This is a genomic window from Flavobacterium amylolyticum (assembly GCF_048284335.1).
Classification (GTDB): domain Bacteria; phylum Bacteroidota; class Bacteroidia; order Flavobacteriales; family Flavobacteriaceae; genus Flavobacterium.
This window is the reverse complement of record NZ_JBLVPG010000001.1, coordinates 665,227-686,949: the sequence shown is the minus strand read 5'-3', so window position 1 is coordinate 686,949 and position 21,723 is coordinate 665,227. Positions and strand designations below refer to the sequence as shown.

The window sequence follows — 21,723 nt, the reverse complement described above, 5'->3', positions numbered from 1 at the left end:
TGTTATTAAAGTATTATATAACAATCAATTTCATGTAAATTTTACGTTACTTATGTAAATAAAAAAAGAGCTATATAGCTCTTTTTTATTATTATTTAAAATGTATATCCTATGTTAACAGAAAACCCGACTCCTTTTTTAAATTCTTTTAGTACTAAAGAATCTTCTGTGATTTTTAGTGAGCTTTTGCTTCCTAGTTCTTTTCGGTAACTTGGATTTAAAATATTATCTATTCCAAATTTAAGTTCAATATTTTTAGAAATGGAGTTCGTCCAGATGAAATCTAATTTGCTAAATGATTTTTCATAAATGTGATCAATTCCTGATGAACCTACTGCAAAAATTCTATCTCCGTATACATTATAGACTAAGGTCATTGAATTTTTCCAATCTTTTCTTAAAACAAAATCATATTTTAAATCGGAATTGATTAACCAACTTGATGCACCTTGCAATTTTCGGTTTGTACTGTTTTCCAATTCGTTTCCTTGTTTTGTAGGATCTACTTTTACATCAGTACTCATCAATGACGTATTAAAGCCCAATGAGAAGTTAGAAAGGGATTCGTTAATTCGGCTTAATTGAAAAAGCATTTCAATCTCCGCTCCAAAAATAACTGCTTGTTCTGAGTTTTTGAATGTAGTAATTTGTCCGCCACTGTTGGCAGTTGGTTTGAAAACTCTCTCGATTGGATTGTTTATTACTTTTCCAAAAACTCCTACAGCGAACAGTTCTTTATTATTTGGGAATAATTCATATTTGAAATCAGCATTATAGTTTTCACTATCCTTTAAATCTGGATTTCCGCTTTCTGATGTTCCATCTGCATTAATGTAATTTATTGGTAACAATTCCATTGCAACTGGCCGTGTGATTGTTTTTGCTAATGAAAGTCTTAAGTTACTGTTCTCATTTAAAATTCTTTTTGCATTAACAGACGGTAAGATGTCAAGTCTGTCAGCTGTTTTTTTGCGAAAAGCATTCCCAAAAGGATCTCCTTGTTCTCTGTATTTTATTTCACGTACGGAACTTTCTCCTCTAATTCCTGCGTTTAAATCCCATTTTTCACCAAATTTCATAAATAAATTGAAATACCCTGCATTGATGAATTGATTCAATTTTACCTTATAATCTCCATTTGATTCTTCTTGCACATACAGTATTCCATTATTAATATCATCATTTATATTTTCACTAATGGTACTCAAGTTAGCAGTGTAGTTTTTCTCTATATTTCTTCTTCCTGAAAAGAAACGATATGTAGATTGCATATCATTAAGGGAACTATTGTATCCGATAGATAATACATTAGGTTTTTCATTTTCTCCAAATTTTAAATTATATTCTAAAAGTGAAGAGTAATAAAAGTTTCCTTTTACATCAAGAAATTGACGGTTCAAATTGTTTCCACCATAAGACATGTTGATGTCATTATCGTTGACTTTAATACCAGTAATAAATTTTCTGTCGGGTTGTTGAAAAGAAGTCTTTACATAAGAACCTCCCGCTTTAATACTGTGTTTTCCGTCTTCGCTTAATTTGTAATCTCCGTACAATTGAGTGTTCCAATAATTAGATTCTTCATACTGGTTCATTCGAATAAGGTTATTCGTTTGATTAGCTAAACTATTTGTGTATCCTAACTGATCTTGGATTTTACTTTCAGTCGCTTTGATTAAAAATGTATTAAAGTTTAGATTCAAACGATTTGTTTTGTATTTCATTCCGGCTAACCCAGAAAGAGTAGTCTGGTAACTGTACTGTGTATTGTATAAATTGTTGTCGTAATTTCCTTGTCCGAGATTAAAAGTGCGATCAACACCTTCTCTAAAAGAGTATTTATTATCAAAATTAAAAGACATAATGTAACTTATGTTTTTTTCATTTTTAAGAGTGAATTTTTGAGCATGTAAAAACCCAATGCTAGAATTCAATGGACTTTGTGTGTTATCAACATCCCATGATTTTTTCCCGAATCCATTTTCATATTCAGTTGGAGTAAGGCTTTTTCCCCCTGGTGTATTTCCAAACACGCTAGGAAGTGTCCGATCATTGCCTATCATTCCTAAAGTTCCCTTAGTTGAATTTGCATCACTTGAAAGTAAAAAATCTTTAAGATTATTATTAGTAGTGTAACCAAAACCAATATTTAATTTCGTGATGTTTTTAGGTTGAGGAGTTTCAATGTTAATTGTCGCACCGGCGAAATCTCCAGAGATATTAGGATTGAAAGTTTTATAGATATTCAAAACGCCTACTACATCTGTAGGAAATAAGTCTAAAGGGATAATTTTTTTGAAAGGACTATTTGAAGGAGATTGTAAATCATTTATCAATAAATTATTATAACGGTCTTCAAGCCCTCTAATGAACAATCCTCTTCCGTCTACTTTAGTAATTCCGGTAATTTTTGTCAAACCTTCTTCTACATCACTAACTCCTTTACGGGCCATTTCCTGTGCGCCGATACTTTGTTTAATTACAACCGCATTTTTTTGGTCAAGTAGTAAGGCTGTTTCTTTTTCTCTGCTTACAGTAGCTCTTACTACTACGTCTTCTAACTTATATCCTGCAGAACCTAGTGCTTGATTTAAGGTTACTGTTTGATTCGCTACTACCGTTACGGAAACTTCAACAGATTCATATCCTACGAAACTAAATTGGATGGTATAATTTCCAGGTGCTGCTGTAATGGAGTATTTTCCATCAATATCTGTATTGGTTCCATTAGTTGTTCCTTTAATAAGAACATTTGCAAATGGCAATGATTGATTGTTAGCATTTTTGTCTGTCAAGATTCCAGCTATTGTTCCTTTATTCTGTGAAAAAGAAATAGCAGTTATAAATAACGTTAAAAACAATAATTTGAATTTCATTTGGTTTAAATTTTTTTGCAAAGTAACGCTTGAAATGTAAAATGTAAGTTACTGACTTGTTACGTTTGTGTTTTGTTTTGGACTGTATAATAGGCTCAATATTAAATTACTGTTAAGGCCTTTTCGATGGCTCTTTTATTATTACATTTACAATTCAAAAACAATTTTGGCGCTTTATGAAGAAAAAACACACGAAGATTCTATTAGTAGACGACGAACCGGATATCTTAGAAATTGTAGGATACAACCTCTCTCAGGAAGGATATCAAATCTTTACAGCGGCCAACGGGAAAGAGGCTATAGCCAAAGCTAAAAAAGAAATTCCAGACCTTATTATAATGGATGTTATGATGCCAGAAATGGATGGGATGGAGGCTTGTGAGAGTATTCGTAAAATTCCGGAACTCAGTAATGTGTTGATAACATTCTTGACTGCCAGAAGCGAAGACTACTCTCAAGTTGCGGGTTTTGATGCAGGAGCTGATGATTACATTACTAAACCAATTAAACCTAAATTATTAGTCAGCAAAGTAAAAGCCTTGTTGCGTCGATTGAAAGAGAAAGAGCAAAATAGTGAAACTCTTAATGTAGGCGGAATCGAAATAAATAGAGAAGAATATAAAATAGTAAAAGATAATATTGAGATTGCATTACCAAGAAAAGAATTTGAATTATTCTATCTGCTCGCTTCAAAACCAGGGAAAGTATTTAAACGTGATGAAATTCTAGATAAGGTTTGGGGTAATGAAGTAGTAGTAGGCGGAAGAACCATCGATGTTCATATCCGAAAATTACGAGAAAAAATAGGAGAAGAATTATTCAAAACAATAAAGGGTGTAGGGTATAAGTTTGAGGTATAAATGACAATAAATTTTAAAAAAACATATCGGTTTGCTGTTAAATCAGCACTTTATATTACTCTTTTTTCTACAGGATTAGTTGGTTATCTGACCTATTTGTTTTTCTCTTTTTCCTATCAATTTTGCTTGATTTTTGCTATTTCAATCGCATCTTTTTCATTTATTGTAATACAATATCGTGTGGAGCGTTTTATTTACAAAAAAGTAAAAAAAATATACGACGATGTTTCTTTGTTGGAATCCAGTACCTTTAGAAACCAGCCCATAACAACTGATATGGCAACCCTTACTCGTGAAGTTAAGAAGTTTGCAACAGACAAAAAACTTGAGATAGAAACCTTAAAAGTGCGTGAAGAGTATAGAAGAGAATTTCTAGGGAATGTTTCTCACGAACTCAAAACACCGCTTTTTATGGTTCAGGGATATTTATCAACGCTTATTGATGGAGCTATGAACGATAAAATAATACGAAAAAAATATCTGGAGCGAGCTGAAAAAGGAGTAGAAAGACTCATATACATTGTGCAGGATTTAGATATGATTACTAAACTCGAAATAGGGGATTTGAATTTAGAGATAGCTGAATTTGACATTGTTAAACTCGTTCAAAATGTGTTTGATTTACTAGAAATGAAGGCCTCTAAGAAAGATATCTTGTTAATGTTTGATATGAAATATTACAAGCCCATTAGGGTAGTTGGAGATCAGGAAAAAATCCAACAAGTTGTGATGAACTTGATTGTAAATTCAATTAAATATGGTAAATTTAAGGGATCAACTGAGGTAAGTATAGAGGATTTGACCGATGAAAAAGTCATTGTTAGAGTAACTGATAATGGAGAAGGAATCGAGAAAAAGAATATCCCAAGACTTTTTGAGCGTTTTTATAGAGTGGATAAAAGTGGCGCGAGAACAGAAGGTGGTTCTGGCTTGGGATTATCTATAGTGAAACACATTATTGAAGCACATGACGAGAAAATTTATGTAGACAGTACATTTGGTGTTGGTTCCGAATTTTCTTTTACCCTTGAAAAAGTAAAGCCGATACAGAAAATTATCTAATAGTAAAAATGGTATTATAAAAAAACCGATTCATTCGAATCGGTTTTTTTATTTTTTTAAACAAAATGCTGTTTTTTTTCAAAAACTCGGAACAAATCACTCCAGTCAATTTTAAAGTCTAATCGAGGAAGACCTTTATAATCCTGAATTTCTTGAATATTCTCCATTTTAAAATCATTTTGGTTTGCATAAGGGACCAGACCTTCTTTTTTCAATTTTTTAGCTAAATATTCTTGTTCATATTGACCTGGAGTCGGTATGAAAAAAGCTTTTTTTCTCAATTGTGCTAAATCCATGATTGTAGTGTAGCCAGAACGACAAAGTACCATTTCACTTTCGTTAAAAGCTTGTTCTAGCTCAGTTGAGTTCATGAAGTTATAATAGGTTACATTTTCTTTCACTGTAGTTTTTTGCTCACATTCTATATTGCCTTCTATAAAAATCACACTCCCTTTGAATTGAGTTATTTCGTTTTTTAAATGATTCTCTAAGATCCCACGTTGCGGTTCAGGTCCGGAAAGAATAATTAGCAGATCATATTTTTTTGGGACTAATTTTTTTTCCAGACGGCTCAATGGGCCAAGGTATTTAATGTTTATGTTTGGATCATCTGTGTGCCCCAATTTCCCTGTTAAATTTATTGAACCCGCAAGATCTGGAACCCAGCATTCGGCATATTTTTTTATAATATGCTGGTGTACTTTACTGGTCAACCAGGTGGTGTTTCCTGTCATCACATTCAATTGGTGTGTCATGAAAACGGAGGGGACCTTCTTGCTAATAACGCCCAATCTATTGTCTGAAATAATGCCGTCAATAGCATATTTTTCAACCCAGTTTTCAACTATTTTCTTTTCTTGCCAAATTGCTTTAATTGTTTTCGCACCGTTTTTTAATAATTTCCATTTGAAATTTTTTCCTTTCTTAGCATATTCTATTTGGTAAGAGGGAAGTTCTAACGTTTGTACATTAGGAAATTCTTTTTGTAGTAAGGTCAAAGCAATACCATCAGATGCAATTATGGGAGTGAAATTATTTTCTACTAAAGCCTTAATTATGGGAATGCATCGTGTAGCGTGACCTAAGCCCCAATTTAAAGGTGTAATTAATATTGTCTTTTGGGTCGATTTAAAATCCATGCGCGGTAATTAAGTTCGTTATTTTAACATTAAAGTTAGGCAATGTACCCGTTTCTCATATTGCGAGGGTATTACCAAACTATTAAATTATGTAGTTAAAAGTAAGCTCTCACTTGTATGTTTCCAGTATGAATAGCAGAGGTCGATTCGCTTTTTCTACCTTGATAATTTAAGTTTATGTCTAAAAACTGCGTGATGTTTTTTTGCAAAAGTAATCTCCAGGTTAAGTTTTGACCTGTTTGCAATCCCTCCAACATCTGAAATCCAACCGAAGAAAATTCATTTCCTATAAATTTATTTTGATAAAAAGAAAGCTCTCCGTTCATAGTGAATTTTTTAATATTTGCATAAGAAAAAGCTGTTCCAAGGCGGTTTTGTTGTAGCATTTCTGAAATTCCAATTTGATTTTCTTTGTTTTGCAGTTCATAAAAGAGGTCCCAACTGGTGTTCTTGGAAAAAAGATAACTGATTTTTGGCGCCACTTGATAACCGTTGATGGCGTAATTCTTTTCTGGAAAATTCTCGGATTGAATAGCCGTTTGGATTGTTTTCGCGAAAAATCCAAACAACCAATTTTTTTGGAACAAATGGTTATACTGTACTTGATGTGAATTGTTGGTAGCTTCTTGAGAACCTATTGACAATAGGTTTTTTGTTTTATTTTCTAAGTAAGAATAGGTTGTGGAATGATTTTGTTTCCCTCGATTATAAAACAAACTATTCCTTAAACTGGAATTTAATCCTAATACATTCTCATTGGAGCCACTAAACGGATTCAATTCAAAATTATTATCATCACTCCTGTTTTTTCGGTCTATTATAAAAGCAGTTTGATTATAGAAGTACGAGAGTATTTTCTTTAATCCTTTTTCATTTTGCCATTGATTGGGGTTTAATGTCACAGATTGCGAAAACTTATTCTGATGTGTTTTGATGTAAATCCGATTTGGCAAAAATACTCTGATGAATTTTGCCTGATCGATAAATGGAGCTACTTCAAACTCCTGTAATTCCTGAATGCCATTGCTATTGTAGTCATTCCAAGTATAAACACCTTGCCCAATGGAAACTTCCAGATAGGTGAACTCCTGCTGTGGAATGCTACCGGAATTGGTTTCATAAACTGTGGAGCTTTGAATCAATTGATTAAAAAAACGATCCGTGTAAACTATTCTGGAATTTAAGGTAGACTCCCTTTTTCGGGTAGTATTCACAAAATCCAATATACGGTAGTTAGCATAAACGGATAAATCACTTTTATTGTTCTGAATCAATTTAGATTTAACGGTGAACGTTTGAGAGGAATTTACCCGTTGGATCATACCATTTTGCAAACTGTCGTTGGTTCGTCGAAGATATCCCAATTCTATAAAAACGTTGGTGCTGTCCCCGCGTCCGGTAAAAAACCCAAATTCCGTGAATTTTTGGCTCAAAGCCGAAAACTGATTTGTCGTTTTATTTTTCTCTCGGTTGTCTTCTAATCTTAAGCTGGAACCAATCCAGTTTTTATTAAAATGATACCGTATTTGAGAGTGGTTTCTTAAAAAATTTGACCATAGAAAAGTACTGCTGCTTTTTAGATAACTCCCTTGATTTTGAAAGGTCCAATTTTTTATTCGAAATAAACCATTTAAAACATGTCGGTTTCCCGAAAAATTCTCTGAGAAATCCAGTTTTTCAAATTGATACAATAATAGCCCTTTATTTCTAGTGTTGGATTTTGGATTTAAATCCAGTTGTAGCCCAGAAACCAATAGACTTTGGTTTCCAATACCAGCAGTTCCTAAATTCCAGTCCCTATCAAATTCAATATTGTAAAGCCGCTCCACTGATCTGAAATTTTCCTGAATAAATTGATAATTTGTGAAAGCATCCATTTGCCATTTTTTTGAAAAAAGCCGTTGCTTTGCGTTGATTTTTCCAGCCAGACCTTTATTATTGGCATCATCAATGGGTGAAAATAAATTGCTATCGTTATTACTGATGCCAATTTCAAAATCGACAGCTGTTTTCTCAGAAGGACTGTATTTCCCCAAAAAAGTAGCCACTTGTACTTTCGTAGGTGCAACAAGTTGTATTATGGGTTCGTAATTACCCTGAGAAGTTCCATTTATAGCGGCTATGTATTCATATACTCGAGTGAGAGTCGCCGAATTTTTTAAAATATAATTTCCATTATTGTTTCCTACTAAAGTAAATCTTACATTGAATAATTCTTGTTGCGCGTCATTAGAATATTCATAAATTTCAACGGAATTTAAAAATGTTTTTCGATACAGGACTTTGTTCTCAGAGTAGGTATCAAGGTAAGCTGATGGAGCAACCATTAAATCTGGATTATCTCCTGAACTGATTAATATTTGGGCTTGCTCTTGAGATAAATTTTGTTGAAGGGGCTGGTTTTTCAAGTCGTTTTCTGAATATAAATACCCACCAAAACGCCACTTATTATTTTCATGTGTTGCACCAGCATAGGTTACAAAGCGGGTGTAATTTCGATCTGAATATTGGTATTCTATGGCAATACGCATTTCGGAAGTAATCGTAAAAAGAGGAGTGAAAATAATTTCACCAGCATTGTAATCAATAGTGTAGTCGTTATTTTCACCCCGTTTCAGTAAAATACCATTTACATAAACTCGTTCTGAACCTGAAATAACAAGAACGTACAGTTCTCCATTTTGGCCCTTTAATTTATAAGGACCCTGATTGCCTTCTTGTCCTGCAATATCAGTTTTTGCATATTGTCCTCGAACTAATGCTGCTGAGGCAAACACATTCGTTTTGTTTTGGTCTGTACCAAAGTTGAAGGAAGTGGCTAATCCTTGTACTTTTTTGTTAAAAGTCAAAAACTGAGTTTTATTGTTTTCCAGAAAAATATCACCTGCTCGAATGTTCCAATCGTTGCTGAATAATTCCATGAAAATATTGTCAAACTGATCTAGTTTTTGGGAATACCCTCCATCTTGTAACGGAATATTGCTGTCCTGAATGGAGGCCCTTAAGCTCACTTTTTCAGAAATTTTCCCTGTGATTTGCAAGTCTAAATTGGAGTTCAAAACGGCATTTTGATTGTTTCCGATAGTCACACCCCGAGTAATACTACCCGAAGTATTCAATCCGTCAAAAGGAATGTTTTTCTTTAAATTTTTATCTTCAATTGTGTATAATTTTTCAGATCCAGCCTCATTACTAACTACTCGACTTGGATCATAAATGCGGTATTCTTTGGTCAGCATCTCCGGAAATTTCAAATACTGTATCGTAAGCGAATCAGCATTTGAAGTGCTGTTTTCCTTTAAAATTAAAGTTCCTTTCTCGAAATTTATTTTAAATAAAGTGGTGTCAATGAGTTTGCCATTGGTATCCAGCAATTTGAAAAAACTGGGGTTAATACTTTCTTTTTCAATATAAATAGTATCCCGGGAAGGAAGGATTTTTTTGGTTTTGTATAACGAATTAATTTCCTGTGCGTGGAGCCCAGAAAAGCTGCTTATTAGAATCCAAAAAAGGAATGGTTTCAACATAAATACTATAACTCGAAAGTGTCAAAAGTAGTATTTATAATTTGATAATTACCAAATCCATCAATCAGAAAATCCGTTAAAAAGGAAATTACGATATTCTAGTTTAGAGCTCTAGATTTTGTCTTTTAAAACTATAAAAAATGGGAATCAAATTGTATTGATTCCCATTTTAGGGTGTTATAAACAGCGCTTACACTTCTTTAGTGATCACTTGCATGGTTTCACGACTGACTTGCTTCAATAAAACGACTTTGTTTTCTTCTACAGTTTGAGTAGCGGTATCATTGAAATGTCGAATGGTATACAAAGTCACATTTTCGTCAAATTCAACTTTGAATTTTTTAGACAAAATAGCGTTCAACGCTTTGAAATGGTTAAATTTATCCTCTACACACACCGAAAAACTAATCGCTGAATTCTGAATTAAGTTTACTTTTATTTTGAATTGATGAAATAACGCAAAAATTTCACTGATGTTTTCTTCCATAATAAAAGAGAAATCTATTGAAGAAAGCGAAATCAAAAGCTGGTTTCTTTTGACGATAAAACAGGGTAAATATGGTTCTAAATCAACACCTTTAGAGACACTTGTTCCTTTCAATAATGGATTTATAAATGATTTTACATAGAGAGGAATTTCCTTTTTTTGTAAAGGTTGCAATGTTTTTGGGTGGATAACCGTTGCTCCGTAAAAAGCTAATTCAATGGCTTCGCGATACGAAATCTGATTTAATAAACTTGCGTTTTCAAAATATCTCGGGTCGGCATTCATTACTCCGGGTACATCTTTCCAGATGGTTACACTTTCGGCATTCAGGCAATAGGCAAAAATAGCAGCAGTATAATCAGATCCTTCTCGGCCCAAAGTGGTGGTAAAATTATTTTCATCAGAACCTAAAAAACCTTGCGTAATATTTAATGTTTTGCGTTTTACGTTTTTGGCAATGTTTTTCTGTGTCAATTCCCAGTCAACTTCGGCATCTCTGTAATTAGCATCTGTTTTTATAAAGTTGCGAACATCTAGCCATTGTGTTTTTATTCCCATGAAATTCATAAAATGACTGAGAATAGTTGTCGAAATTAATTCACCATAACTTACTATCTGGTCGTAAACAAAATTATAATTAGGGGATTTATTATGTGTCAAGAAATATTCTAAATCTGTAAATTGAGTGTTTACGGCTGTAAAAACTTCGTTTTTTTCATCCTCAAACAAATCCATTAAAATTTGATTGTGGTATTTTTTTACTTCCTGTACAGATGAATTTAATTCCGCTGATTTATCGAAATAGTTTTTTATGACTACTTCCAGTGCATTTGTCGTTTTCCCCATAGCAGAAACTACTAACAATACATCTTCATAGCCCACTTTTTGCAAAACGTCATACACGTTTTTAATTCCTGCGGCATCTTTTACAGAAGCTCCTCCAAATTTGAATACTCTCATAGTTTTAAACAAAAATCATTCTTTAATCCGTTATTTTAATTTATTCTCCACAAAATGGTTGATTCCTATTTCATCCATTTGCACAACATACCAGTCTCGAAGCACTTTAGCGCCAGATTTTTCATAAAATTCAATTGCTGGAGTATTCCAGTCCAATACATTCCATTCTACTCTTCGCACCTGATCTTTTTTGCCTTGTTTTATAATTTCTGAATATAAAGCATATCCCAATCCGGTTCCACGCATTTTGTCTTTTACCACTAAATCTTCCAAATGGATTGTTTTTCCTTTCCAAGTTGAAAAGCGGTAATAATACAATGCAATGCCTACAATCTCCTCTTCCACTTCAGCTACAAAAACATAAAATAGGGGAGTAGCGCCAAAACCATCTCGAATTAAATCATCTACAGTGACAAGGACCGCATCTGGTTCTTTTTCAAACAGGGCTAATTCTTGGATAAGTCCTAGAACAGCTTTCATATCATTGGCATTACCTCTTCTAATATTCATATGTAGTTTTATTTTTTTGTTTGATTAGGAAATTAGCATATTTTTCAGGGTTTCTATCAACCTTCTGGAATGCTCATTTCATAAATTTTTATTTTAATGATTCTAAAATACGATAAAACAGCATTTTTACGTAGTAATTCAGAGCTTTAATCAGCAAATATACAATACTGATAAACTAAGTAAATTTTATTCAAATCATTTTCACAAAAAAAACGATATTTGTGACTTCAAAATAACTACATCGATTTCGTAATGGAAGAACGCAACAAAACACTAGGAGAATTTATCATTGAAAATCAAAACGCTTTTCAATATTCGTCAGGCGAATTATCCCGTATCATTAACTCTATCCGACTCGCTGCTAAAGTGGTCAATTATAAAGTAAACAAGGCAGGATTAGTGGATATTGTTGGGGCTGCTGGAGAACAAAACATTCAAGGAGAAGATCAGCAAAAACTCGATGTTTATGCAAATGAAGTTTTTATACAAACATTGATCAATCGCGAAATAGTTTGTGGTATTGCCTCTGAAGAAAATGATGATTTCATCACCGTAGAAGGAAGCGACAACAGCCATAATAATAAGTACGTCGTGCTAATGGATCCGCTTGACGGTTCCTCAAATATTGATGTGAATGTTTCGGTAGGAACAATATTTTCGGTTTACAGAAGAATCACTCCCATAGGTACTCCTGTTACAATCGAGGATTTTTTGCAGCCAGGAATCAATCAGGTTGCGGCAGGATATGTGATTTACGGAACCTCGACGATGCTGGTTTATACAACTGGGCACGGAGTGAACGGATTTACGTTGAATCCAGCCATTGGTACTTTTTATTTATCGCACCCAAAAATGAAATTTCCAACTGACGGTCATATTTATTCTATCAATGAAGGCAATTATGTTCACTTTCCTCAAGGAGTTAAGGATTATATAAAATATTGTCAATTAGAAGAAGGAGATAGGCCTTATACTTCAAGATACATAGGTAGTCTGGTTTCTGATATCCATAGAAATATGATTAAAGGGGGAATTTATTTATATCCTACGAGTTCAAAAGCACCAAAAGGGAAATTGCGATTATTGTATGAATGCAATCCATTAGCTTTTATTGCAGAACAAGCCGGAGGAAAAGCTTCTGACGGATTTAATAGAATCATGGAAATTGAACCAGCCGAATTGCATGAACGGGTGCCGTTCTTTTGTGGAAGCTACAACATGGTGGAAAAAGCAGAAGAATTTATGCATAACGCTAAATTAAGCAAATACTAAAATTCAAATTTAATAAAAAAGCTCTCAGAAGTCTGAGAGCTTTTTTTATACTTTATAATTACTTGTTCATGTTTTGCATTTCGAAAAGGAAAGTATCTAAATCTACTTTTCTATCTACTAATTTAAGTGCTTTGTGTATGATGTAATCTACATTTTCAGCATTAAAGCCAAGTGCAACCCCAATTTTCCGTAATAATAATTCTTGTGTGTCCCCTAATTGATGATCAACATGAACCATTCTTGCTAAATCAAACAAACGTTCTAGTCTTTGTTCATGTAAATAAGGAGGGTTTATAGGATACTTTAATGGGTTTTCTAAAATCTCTTCGTACTCTGCACTAGAAATTTCTAATCGAACAGCCAGTTTGTCTAAAAATAGTTTTTCTTCTGGAGCAAACTTATCGTCAGCAAGTGCTACACGAACAATTGCTGAAAAATGACCTTTATTTCTTTGTTTGAATTCGCTATCAAATAAATCTGAAAATGACATAATTATTGGTTTTTTATCTTACAAAGATAAATCTATTTTTAAATTAATGATTTTAATTTTTTTATATTTTTTCGGGCCATTAGAACACTGTTGAATTGCATTTATTAAAGAATCAAATCAATCATTTTCAAAATTAATCGTAAGTTTACAACCCCAATAACAACTTAATACAGTACTGATGTCAGAATTTTGGATTTACTTTCAAATAGGATTAAAACACGTTTTAGATATTCATGCGTACGACCATGTTTTATTTTTAATAGCATTAGCGATTCCTTTCTCTTTTAAGGATTGGAAGCGAATAGTACTTTTGGTGACACTTTTTACCATAGGGCACACGATGGCTTTGTTGCTTTCCGTTTATGGAATAATTGCAGTAAAAGTAAATGTGATTGAATTGTTAATTCCAATAACGATTTTAATAACAGCGTTGTTTAATATTTTTACAGCGGGAAAATCAAACAAGAAAGAAAGTATAAATGTGGTTTTTTTTATCACCCTTTTTTTTGGAATAATCCATGGATTGGGTTTTTCAAACTATTTTAAATCGATTCTTGGTGGTGATGCAACCTCTAAAGTATTGCCGCTGTCAGAATTTGCATTAGGGATAGAAGCGGCACAGATTGTAGTGGTTTTTGTGGTTTTAATTTTGTCCTATATTGTTCAGACGGTTTTTAGATTCTCAAAACGAGATTGGACTTTAGTAATGTCAGCATTTATAATAGGAGTTGTAATACCATTGATAGTTGAAAGTGAAATTTGGATTAGATAAAATGAGCGAAAAAAAATTAAATAAATACGATAAAGCGTACCTTAGAATTGCAAAAGAATGGAGTTTACTGTCGTATTGCAAACGCAAACAAGTTGGTGCAATTATTGTGCGAGATAGAATGATAATCTCTGACGGATATAACGGAACACCATCTGGTTTTGAAAATTGTTGTGAAGATGAAGAAGGATTAACGCGTTGGGATGTTTTACACGCTGAAGCAAATGCGATTCTAAAAGTAGCTCGATCCACACAATCCTGTGAGGGAGCAACATTGTATATTACGCTTTCACCTTGTAAAGAGTGCAGTAAATTGATTCATCAATCCGGAATAAAAAGAGTGGTGTATCATAATGGATACCGGGATGATTCAGGAATTCAGTTCTTGATAAAAGCCGGAATAGAAGTGGAGCATATTTCAATTTTAGAAGAATAAATGAACGTTAATACTAAATATTTGCCCATTCTTATTTTCTCAACACTTGCTTTGGGTGTTGTCTTGGGTGGAATGTTGAATTTTCCCAATACCGCGGATTATTTAGTCAAAAATAATTCGAAAAGTAAACTCAATAAACTGATTGATTTTATTGATAATGAATACGTAGATAATGTCAATACCGATTCTATTGTAAATCTTACCGTTGATAATATTTTGGCAAAATTAGACCCACATTCTGTTTACATACCACCAAGCGAACAGCTTGAAGTTATTGAAAGTATGAAAGGAAATTTTGTTGGAATTGGTGTGAATTTTTACATGTACAAGGATTCTGTTGCGGTAATAAAACCAGTTGCTGACGGCCCTTCGGCAAAAGCAGGGATAAAGGCAGGGGATCGCATTTTGTATGCTGATAAAACTAAATTATTTGGACGAAAATTACCAAATGACAGTTTGTATTCTAAATTAAAAGGAGCGGTGGGTTCTAATATTGAGCTTATCATTTACAGAAAATCGGAAAGGAAAAAATTAAAAATACAAATAATACGGGATGTCATTCCTTTAAAAAGTGTTGATGTCGCTTTGCTTCTGAGTGGTACCACAGGTTATATAAAAATAAATAGATTTGCCGAAACTACCTACAGGGAGTTTATGGAGGGTTTAACTAAACTCAAGCAACAAGGTGCCAAATCGCTGGTAATTGATGTTCGGGATAATGGCGGAGGCTATATGGAAGAGGCTATTGCTATTGCCGATGAATTTTTGATGGATAAGCAGTTGATTGTTTTTACCAAAAATAAAAATGGGAACACAGACAAAACATTTGCAACCCAGAAAGGCAGTTTTGAAAACGGAAATGTATTTGTATTAATTAATGAAAATAGCGCTTCTGCCAGCGAAATCCTTGCGGGCGCCATTCAGGATAATGATCGGGGAACTATTGTAGGACGTCGTTCTTTTGGAAAAGGATTGGTACAACGAGAAATGGGTTTTGCAGACGGATCAGCCGTTCGATTGACAATAGCGAGGTATTACACGCCAACAGGTCGCTCGATTCAAAAGCCCTATTCAAAAGGAAACGAAGCGTATTTTAAAGAATCAGAAGCACGTTTTGGAAATGGAGAATTGTATGAAAAAGACAGTATAAAAGTTTCGGATACTATAAAATTCAGGACTAAAAAGGGTAAAGTTGTATACGGTGGCGGCGGAATTGTTCCTGATGTTTTTGTGCCGCTTGAAGTAGAGCATGGGAATGAAAGTACCGCTTATTTATTGCAATCGGGAATCGTGGGTAATTTTGTTTTCGAACAATTAGATAAAAACAGAAGCACTTTTAAAGGATTGTCTTTTGATCAATTCAAAATTAAAATGAATCAAACTGATTTGTATTTTAATTTGTTTCAAAAATTTATTTTCGAGAATGGTTTGGATTTAAATTTTGGAAGAAGCAAATCATTGGTAAAACGATATTTGGCGGCTGAATTTGCCAGACAATTGTATGGAGAAAGCTATTACTATGAGATTGTATTGAAAGAAGATGCGATGATTAAGGCTATTAATAAGAAGTAACAGTGCAGGAAGACATTCGTTTAAAGCACCTAATTTTCATTGTCCCACTCTTTTCTATACCGAATCAGTTCTTCGTCTATCATTTTCTTAGACGTAGTTAATAAATAGGTTGCATCTTCAGAATAAATAGGTGGGAAGAAAGTTATTTTAATTTCGGTAGTCCATTTTCCGAAGCATTTAATAAAATGCGGAATAAAAGTATCGTCTCCCACAAAAGCATCCGTTTTTTCTTTATAATCAATGGCAATAGGAATAACCGCAGATTTAATCTTAGTGGCCATCACAAAGGAACCGTAATTAAAATCAACAGTCGTAGGCAAAACAGCTGTTGTGCCTTCCGGAAAATTAATGATGGAATATCCCTTAGCAAGAACTTCTCTAATATTTTCGGCAGTTTCTTGTCTGCTTTTTGAGCACGCTCTATTGACAAATACAACACCAGATATTTTACAGATATACCCAATAACAGGCCATGAGGCGACTTCTTTCTTTCCTACAGGAAAAGCATGTATTTCATTTACGATAACGATTGGGTCAAAATAAGAACGATGATTGGCTACGATAAGTCCTTGTATGTTAGGTTTTTCTCCGTAAATTATGGTGCGAATGCCTAAAATGGAATTAGATACTCGTATTAAAAAATCACGCAGTCCAAGTGCCCTTTTAGTATTCGCTTCCTCGCTACAAAAGAAACTCATTAAATAGAAAAGAACCGAGAAAAAGGAAATAAATACAATAAAAACGATGAGTCTTGTTAAGCCCAATAAAAATGATAACATAAAAAAGTGTATTGAAAATGTAAACCTAACACTATTTTTTTAGAAATTTTTAAGAATGAAATTCTCTTTACCTTTAACTGTTGTCTGGACGAGTTAGCATACCGTTAGTCCACGATTTAATAAGTTTTGTTACAACCGCAGGGATATTTTCCGGCAGCAATAATGAGATGGCCTCTCCAGCCAGCTAAAGTTCCGGTCACATATATTCCTTATATAACTTTGTGGTACTATTTTTCAATTGAGTGGTTTGTTTCTTAGGAAGGGTTTTTTGACTTGGTTCAGAATACGGTATCAATTTATCTATTGCTTATGAAGATTATTTATGCGATAGGAATTCTTGTTTGTGATAGCTGAGAATTGCACATGGTGCCCTTCAGTTTTCAGAATTTTTTAATCTGGAATTTGAGGATAACTTTCTAAAAGTTGTTTGATGTATTTCTTTTATAAAAAAGAGCGTATTGTTTTTGGAGAAATCGCGTAAGCATTGTTGAGTACTGCTAAATGGAGTTAGGCTGTTTATACTGTTAAAAAGCAAATTTTCATCACTTAAAAATATATTTTTAGACGAATACAAAATAATGGAACATGATATTCCTGCATTGCCATTGCTTAAAATAAATTTTTCAAAGACAACAACTACTTTTCGTTGGTTTTTTCTTCAATTCTTTTTGAAATTTTAAAGATTAAAAGAATCATTACAGCACAAAAGGAAGCTGCAATTCCAATAAAAGCAACGACACTTTCTCCTTGGAATGGATTTCTAAAATCTAGCAAAGTAACATTAAAGAGGATTAAAGCGATTGCTAAAAATACCAATATGTTAGTGAAAATTTTCATAATTCGTTATTGTTTTTGTTTTGAGAGTAGCAGATAGTTGAGGTGTTTTTTATATTAAAGTGGTAACCCCAAAGAATCTAATTGTTTTTATGACATTAAATTAGGGGTAAATTTATGAAAATTTATTTTAGACAAACAAACCTTTAACATTCGCAGCGAATAATTTAACAGCAATAGCAAGCAGTACAACCCCAAAAGTCTTTCTAATTACTCCAAGTCCGTTCTCACCTAGCATTTTTTCGATTTTAGAGGATGATTTTAAGACAATGTATACCAGAATAATATTTAATACAATCGCAATAACTATGTTTATGGTGTAAAACTGAGACCGTAAAGAAAGTAAAGTTGTCATGGTTCCTGCTCCGGCGATCAAAGGAAACGCCAAGGGAACAATAGAGGCGGAACTTGCTTCCTCGTCACGATAAATCCGAATTCCCAAAATCATTTCCAGCGCTAGAAAGAATAAAACGAAGGAGCCTGCCACGGCAAAAGAATTCACATCAATACCAATTAATTTTAAAAGTTCTTCACCTGCAAAAAGAAAAACAATCATAATGATACCAGCAACAATAGAAGCTTTTTCAGATTCAATATGTCCATGTTTAGTTCTTAAATCAACAATTATCGGGATCGATCCCACAATATCAATTACTGCAAAAAGCACCATTCCAACCGTAATTATTTCCCTAAAATCGATTTCAAACATAATTTTTTTGCTTGTAAAGATAAGAATTTATGGGAATTCATTTTTAGGTTTAAGAGATCTAAATTCTTCTAAACATAGTTTTTTACATTTTTTTTGAAATATTTAAAATACGTATTTAAAATGCTTATTTTTAAAAAAAAATAAAAATGAAAAAAAGAATTTCATTAATTGTAATCTCCTTGTTTTTTCTAGTTAGCTGTTCAAAGCCAGATGAAACACAATACACGGTGAGTTTTAATTCAAATGGAGGGAGTGATATTTCTGCCATTACAGTTACTTCAGGTTCGGTTATTAAAGAAATAACGCCCGTAAATAAAGGGTTTGCTTTTGCGGGATGGTATTATGATACTAAATTTCAGCTAAAATTTAGAAGTGAAAACCCAATAAATAGCGACTTTACTTTATATGGAAAATGGACGCCAACTGCTCTAAATGTAAGTGTAGCTTCTTATTCGGCAAATACTAGTGCAATTACTTCTTTTGTACAGGATATGATATTTGACAACGCTGGTAATTTGTTTTTATCCGCAAATGATGGCATCTATAAAATAAGTACTTCTGGAGCTGTTTCTGCTTTTGTTACGGGGTCTTATTCTTCTATGGCTTTTGATTCAAATGGGGATTTGTTTGCTTTATTACCAGAAAATTTTCAAACAACCATTAATAAAATTGATGTGAACGGGAATGTTACCGTTTTTAAAAAAGTTAATTTTTTTGTTGCAGACTTGGTTTTTGATAAAAAGACTGGAGTTTTATTTGTAAGTGATGGTAATTATGCGAAGTTAAAAAAAATTGACGCAAATGGTAATATTTCGGAGTTTGCTAGTTATGCTGGAATTGGAGACTTTACTATTGATTCTTTTGGAAATTATTATATTGGAAATTACTTGTACATAAATAAAATAGATCTCGAAGGAAGAAATAGTTCCTTTTCTTCTTCGGATCGTTTTGGCTCGAATTCATTAATATGTGATAGTAAAGGCAATTTATATACGACAAGTACATTTGAAGAAATCAGTAAAATTACACCAACTGGTGCAATAGTATCTTTTAAATTAGAAGGTAACATGGGGAGTATAAGAGGTATGACTATAGACAAAAACAATAATATATATGTGGATTTGTCAAATGGGAATGGAGACTTTAAATACATAAACACTATTTTAAAGATTACATATTGATCTATAATCTTTAAAATAGTGTTGTTTGAGATAAATTGAAAGTCATTGTTTTTGAGATTGTCACTCGTGTAATTTTCAGATTTTAAAGCCGTCCTCTGGCTTCTAAAAACGGAGGAAAAGCCGACGGAATAATTGAAATAGCTTTTTCGTTGTGATAGCTTCGAATTTATGGAGTCATTTCTAATGCGAAAAAGAATTTAATAAATGAATAGGAGTGGAGATGCTAATAAAACAGGTTTTTTTTTGATTCATACTCTGCTATTATTGGTTATGTCGAACAAAAAAACTGGATACTAGATTTGTTTCGACTTACATAAAATTCAACATTTAACAGACAGGTTCTGTCTTAGTTTAAGTACCTTTGTACTTTATAATCTCAGTATCCCAAAATAATGTTTCAACTAGGTAAAACCATCGTCTCAGAAGACTTACTCGAAAAAGATTTTGTTTGCAATTTGACTGCATGTAAAGGCGCTTGCTGCGTAGACGGCGACGCTGGCGCACCATTGAGTCTTGAGGAAACTTTAATTCTTGAATCTATTTACCCAAAAGTCAAGCCTTTTTTACGAAAGCAGGGAATTGCTGCTATTGAAGCTCAAGGAACGTGGGTAACAGGAACCGATGGTGATCTTGAAACACCGCTAATTGACAATAAAGATTGCGCGTATGTTATTTTTGATGGTAAAACAGCCTTATGTGGAATTGAACAAGCATACAATCAAGGAATAATTGACTGGAAAAAACCGGTTTCTTGTCATTTGTATCCAGTTCGGATAAAAGATTTTACCGAGTTTGCGGCTGTCAATTATGACAAATGGGATATTTGTGATCCGGCTTGTTCTTTAGGTCAAGAACTTGAAGTTCCGGTTTACAAGTTTGTAAAAGAGGCCTTGGTTAGAAGGTTTGGCGAAGACTGGTATGCAGAGCTTGAAAAAGTTGCCCAAGACATGAAAAAATAATTTACATAAAATTAAATATTCATTAGTTTTATATTATAAAATGCCTATATTTTACGGTGTTTTTAATTCGTTTTTAATTTTCAAAGCATTGATTTTTAATGTTTTTGATATTTTTATAAAAAGCACACTATATTTTCTATTTGTTAAAAACTAGAGGGGATTGTGAATAAGTTTGGCTTTTAACTTCGGCAATATTTCACAATCTTTGTATCTCTCAAAAAGCACAAAATTTCGTTAAAATCTCAAAAAAATATACCCACCCAATGACGCAAGTTGAACCAATTTTACAAGAAAACAAGAATCGTTTCGTGATTTTTCCTATCAAACACCATGATATTTGGGAATTTTATAAAAGTATGGAAGCCAGTTTCTGGACTGCTGAAGAAATCGATTTGTCACAGGATTTACATGACTGGAATAATAAACTGAATAGTGATGAGAAATATTTCATCAAGCACATTCTTGCTTTTTTTGCAGCCTCGGATGGAATTGTAAATGAAAATTTAGCTGAAAATTTTGTTAATGAAGTACAATATGCTGAAGCAAAATTCTTCTATGGTTTTCAAATCATGATGGAAAACATTCATAGCGAAACCTATTCGTTATTGATTGATACCTATGTGAAAGATGAAGCAGAGAAAGATGAATTGTTCAATGCTTTAGAAGTTTTTCCGGCGATTAAGAAAAAAGCGGACTGGGCTTTGCAATGGATTGAATCCGATTCATTTGCGGAGCGTTTAATCGCTTTTGCAGCCGTGGAAGGAATTTTCTTTTCGGGCGCATTTTGTTCTATTTATTGGTTAAAAAAACGTGGATTAATGCCAGGATTGACATTTTCTAACGAATTGATTTCTCGTGATGAAGGGGTTCATTGTGATTTTGCCGTGCATTTGCACAACCACCACTTGGTGAATAAAGTGCCAAAAGAAAGAATTAGAAGTATTATTGTTGATGCTTTAAATATAGAGAGAGAGTTTATTACTGAATCGCTTCCTGTGAGTTTGATAGGTATGAATGCGGTGTTAATGACACAGTATTTAGAATTTGTTGCTGATAGATTGTTGGTCGAATTAGGTTGCGAAAGAGAGTATAATACTTCGAATCCTTTTGACTTTATGGATATGATTTCGCTTCAAGGGAAAACCAATTTTTTTGAAAAGAAAGTGGCTGAATATCAAAAAGCGGGTGTGATGAATACGGATGGGGATGCTCAAAAAATATCCTTTGACGCCGATTTTTAAAATTTGAGTCCTGAATCCTTAGATTTCTTCGTGCTTCTGTTCTAATAGCCCAGATAGTAA

18 protein-coding genes are annotated in these 21,723 nt (G+C 33.2%); 9 read left to right on the top strand and 9 right to left on the bottom strand.

What is annotated here, in order from left to right; translation table 11 throughout:
- Positions 1 to 95: 95 nt before the first annotated feature.
- The gene (locus ACNQF9_RS03015; RefSeq protein ID WP_417989608.1) at positions 96 to 2,876 is read right to left on the bottom strand and encodes a TonB-dependent receptor; all 2,781 of its coding nucleotides are present in this window, start codon (positions 2,874 to 2,876) and stop codon (positions 96 to 98) included.
- Between the two features lie 176 nt (positions 2,877 to 3,052).
- Here ACNQF9_RS03015 and ACNQF9_RS03010 point away from each other — a divergent pair, with 176 nt between their 5' ends.
- Both ACNQF9_RS03010 and ACNQF9_RS03005 read left to right on the top strand, forming a co-directional pair.
- Positions 3,053 to 3,736, top strand: coding sequence for a response regulator transcription factor (locus ACNQF9_RS03010; RefSeq protein ID WP_417958768.1), 684 nt, complete (start codon positions 3,053 to 3,055; stop codon positions 3,734 to 3,736).
- Complete coding sequence (locus ACNQF9_RS03005; RefSeq protein ID WP_417958767.1) at positions 3,737 to 4,798, top strand: sensor histidine kinase; 1,062 nt, start codon at positions 3,737 to 3,739, stop codon at positions 4,796 to 4,798.
- A 56-nt stretch (positions 4,799 to 4,854) separates the two neighbouring features.
- Here the strand turns inward: ACNQF9_RS03005 and ACNQF9_RS03000 are convergent, their stop codons facing one another.
- From ACNQF9_RS03000 to ACNQF9_RS02985, 4 genes are all read right to left on the bottom strand, one after another.
- On the bottom strand, positions 4,855 to 5,937 hold the full coding sequence (locus ACNQF9_RS03000; RefSeq protein WP_417958766.1) for a glycosyltransferase: 1,083 nt from the start codon (positions 5,935 to 5,937) through the stop codon (positions 4,855 to 4,857).
- Positions 5,938 to 6,032: 95 nt separating this feature from the next.
- On the bottom strand, positions 6,033 to 9,464 hold the full coding sequence (locus ACNQF9_RS02995; RefSeq protein WP_417989607.1) for a hypothetical protein: 3,432 nt from the start codon (positions 9,462 to 9,464) through the stop codon (positions 6,033 to 6,035).
- A gap of 190 nt (positions 9,465 to 9,654) precedes the next feature.
- On the bottom strand, positions 9,655 to 10,911 hold the full coding sequence (locus tag ACNQF9_RS02990) for an aspartate kinase (RefSeq protein WP_417989606.1): 1,257 nt from the start codon (positions 10,909 to 10,911) through the stop codon (positions 9,655 to 9,657).
- Between the two features lie 30 nt (positions 10,912 to 10,941).
- The gene (locus ACNQF9_RS02985; protein ID WP_417958763.1) at positions 10,942 to 11,421 is read right to left on the bottom strand and encodes a GNAT family N-acetyltransferase; all 480 of its coding nucleotides are present in this window, start codon (positions 11,419 to 11,421) and stop codon (positions 10,942 to 10,944) included.
- A 252-nt stretch (positions 11,422 to 11,673) separates the two neighbouring features.
- Here ACNQF9_RS02985 and fbp point away from each other — a divergent pair, with 252 nt between their 5' ends.
- Positions 11,674 to 12,693 carry a class 1 fructose-bisphosphatase gene (fbp, locus tag ACNQF9_RS02980; RefSeq protein WP_417958762.1) on the top strand — a complete coding sequence of 340 codons (1,020 nt, stop codon included), beginning with the start codon at positions 11,674 to 11,676 and terminating at the stop codon, positions 12,691 to 12,693.
- Between the two features lie 58 nt (positions 12,694 to 12,751).
- Here the strand turns inward: fbp and ACNQF9_RS02975 are convergent, their stop codons facing one another.
- On the bottom strand, positions 12,752 to 13,183 hold the full coding sequence (locus ACNQF9_RS02975; RefSeq protein ID WP_417958761.1) for a TerB family tellurite resistance protein: 432 nt from the start codon (positions 13,181 to 13,183) through the stop codon (positions 12,752 to 12,754).
- Positions 13,184 to 13,361: 178 nt separating this feature from the next.
- Here ACNQF9_RS02975 and ACNQF9_RS02970 point away from each other — a divergent pair, with 178 nt between their 5' ends.
- The 3 genes from ACNQF9_RS02970 to ACNQF9_RS02960 are packed head-to-tail and all read left to right on the top strand — an operon-like array spanning position 13,362 to position 15,960.
- Positions 13,362 to 13,955, top strand: coding sequence for a HupE/UreJ family protein (locus tag ACNQF9_RS02970; RefSeq protein ID WP_417989605.1), 594 nt, complete (start codon positions 13,362 to 13,364; stop codon positions 13,953 to 13,955).
- Between the two features lies 1 nt (position 13,956).
- Complete coding sequence (locus tag ACNQF9_RS02965) at positions 13,957 to 14,388, top strand: deoxycytidylate deaminase (RefSeq protein WP_417958759.1); 432 nt, start codon at positions 13,957 to 13,959, stop codon at positions 14,386 to 14,388.
- On the top strand, positions 14,389 to 15,960 hold the full coding sequence (locus tag ACNQF9_RS02960; RefSeq protein ID WP_417989604.1) for a S41 family peptidase: 1,572 nt from the start codon (positions 14,389 to 14,391) through the stop codon (positions 15,958 to 15,960).
- 29 nt (positions 15,961 to 15,989) lie between these two features.
- On the opposite strand, the gene ACNQF9_RS02955 is transcribed toward ACNQF9_RS02960, so the two are convergent.
- The 3 genes from ACNQF9_RS02955 to ACNQF9_RS02945 form a co-directional block, all read right to left on the bottom strand.
- Entirely contained in the window at positions 15,990 to 16,739 is a 750-nt protein-coding gene (locus ACNQF9_RS02955; RefSeq protein WP_417989603.1) for a lysophospholipid acyltransferase family protein, read from the bottom strand.
- A gap of 636 nt (positions 16,740 to 17,375) precedes the next feature.
- Complete coding sequence (locus ACNQF9_RS02950; protein ID WP_417958756.1) at positions 17,376 to 17,576, bottom strand: hypothetical protein; 201 nt, start codon at positions 17,574 to 17,576, stop codon at positions 17,376 to 17,378.
- 127 nt (positions 17,577 to 17,703) lie between these two features.
- Positions 17,704 to 18,282, bottom strand: coding sequence for a MarC family protein (locus ACNQF9_RS02945; protein ID WP_417989602.1), 579 nt, complete (start codon positions 18,280 to 18,282; stop codon positions 17,704 to 17,706).
- Positions 18,283 to 18,428: 146 nt separating this feature from the next.
- On the opposite strand from ACNQF9_RS02945, the gene ACNQF9_RS02940 reads away from it, so the two are divergent.
- From ACNQF9_RS02940 to ACNQF9_RS02930, 3 genes are all read left to right on the top strand, one after another.
- On the top strand, positions 18,429 to 19,463 hold the full coding sequence (locus tag ACNQF9_RS02940; protein WP_417989601.1) for an InlB B-repeat-containing protein: 1,035 nt from the start codon (positions 18,429 to 18,431) through the stop codon (positions 19,461 to 19,463).
- Positions 19,464 to 19,855: 392 nt separating this feature from the next.
- Positions 19,856 to 20,422: a DUF3109 family protein gene (locus ACNQF9_RS02935; RefSeq protein ID WP_417989600.1), complete on the top strand. Its 567-nt coding sequence runs from the start codon at positions 19,856 to 19,858 to the stop codon at positions 20,420 to 20,422.
- A 263-nt stretch (positions 20,423 to 20,685) separates the two neighbouring features.
- Complete coding sequence (locus ACNQF9_RS02930) at positions 20,686 to 21,663, top strand: ribonucleotide-diphosphate reductase subunit beta (protein WP_417989599.1); 978 nt, start codon at positions 20,686 to 20,688, stop codon at positions 21,661 to 21,663.
- Positions 21,664 to 21,723: the final 60 nt, after the last annotated feature.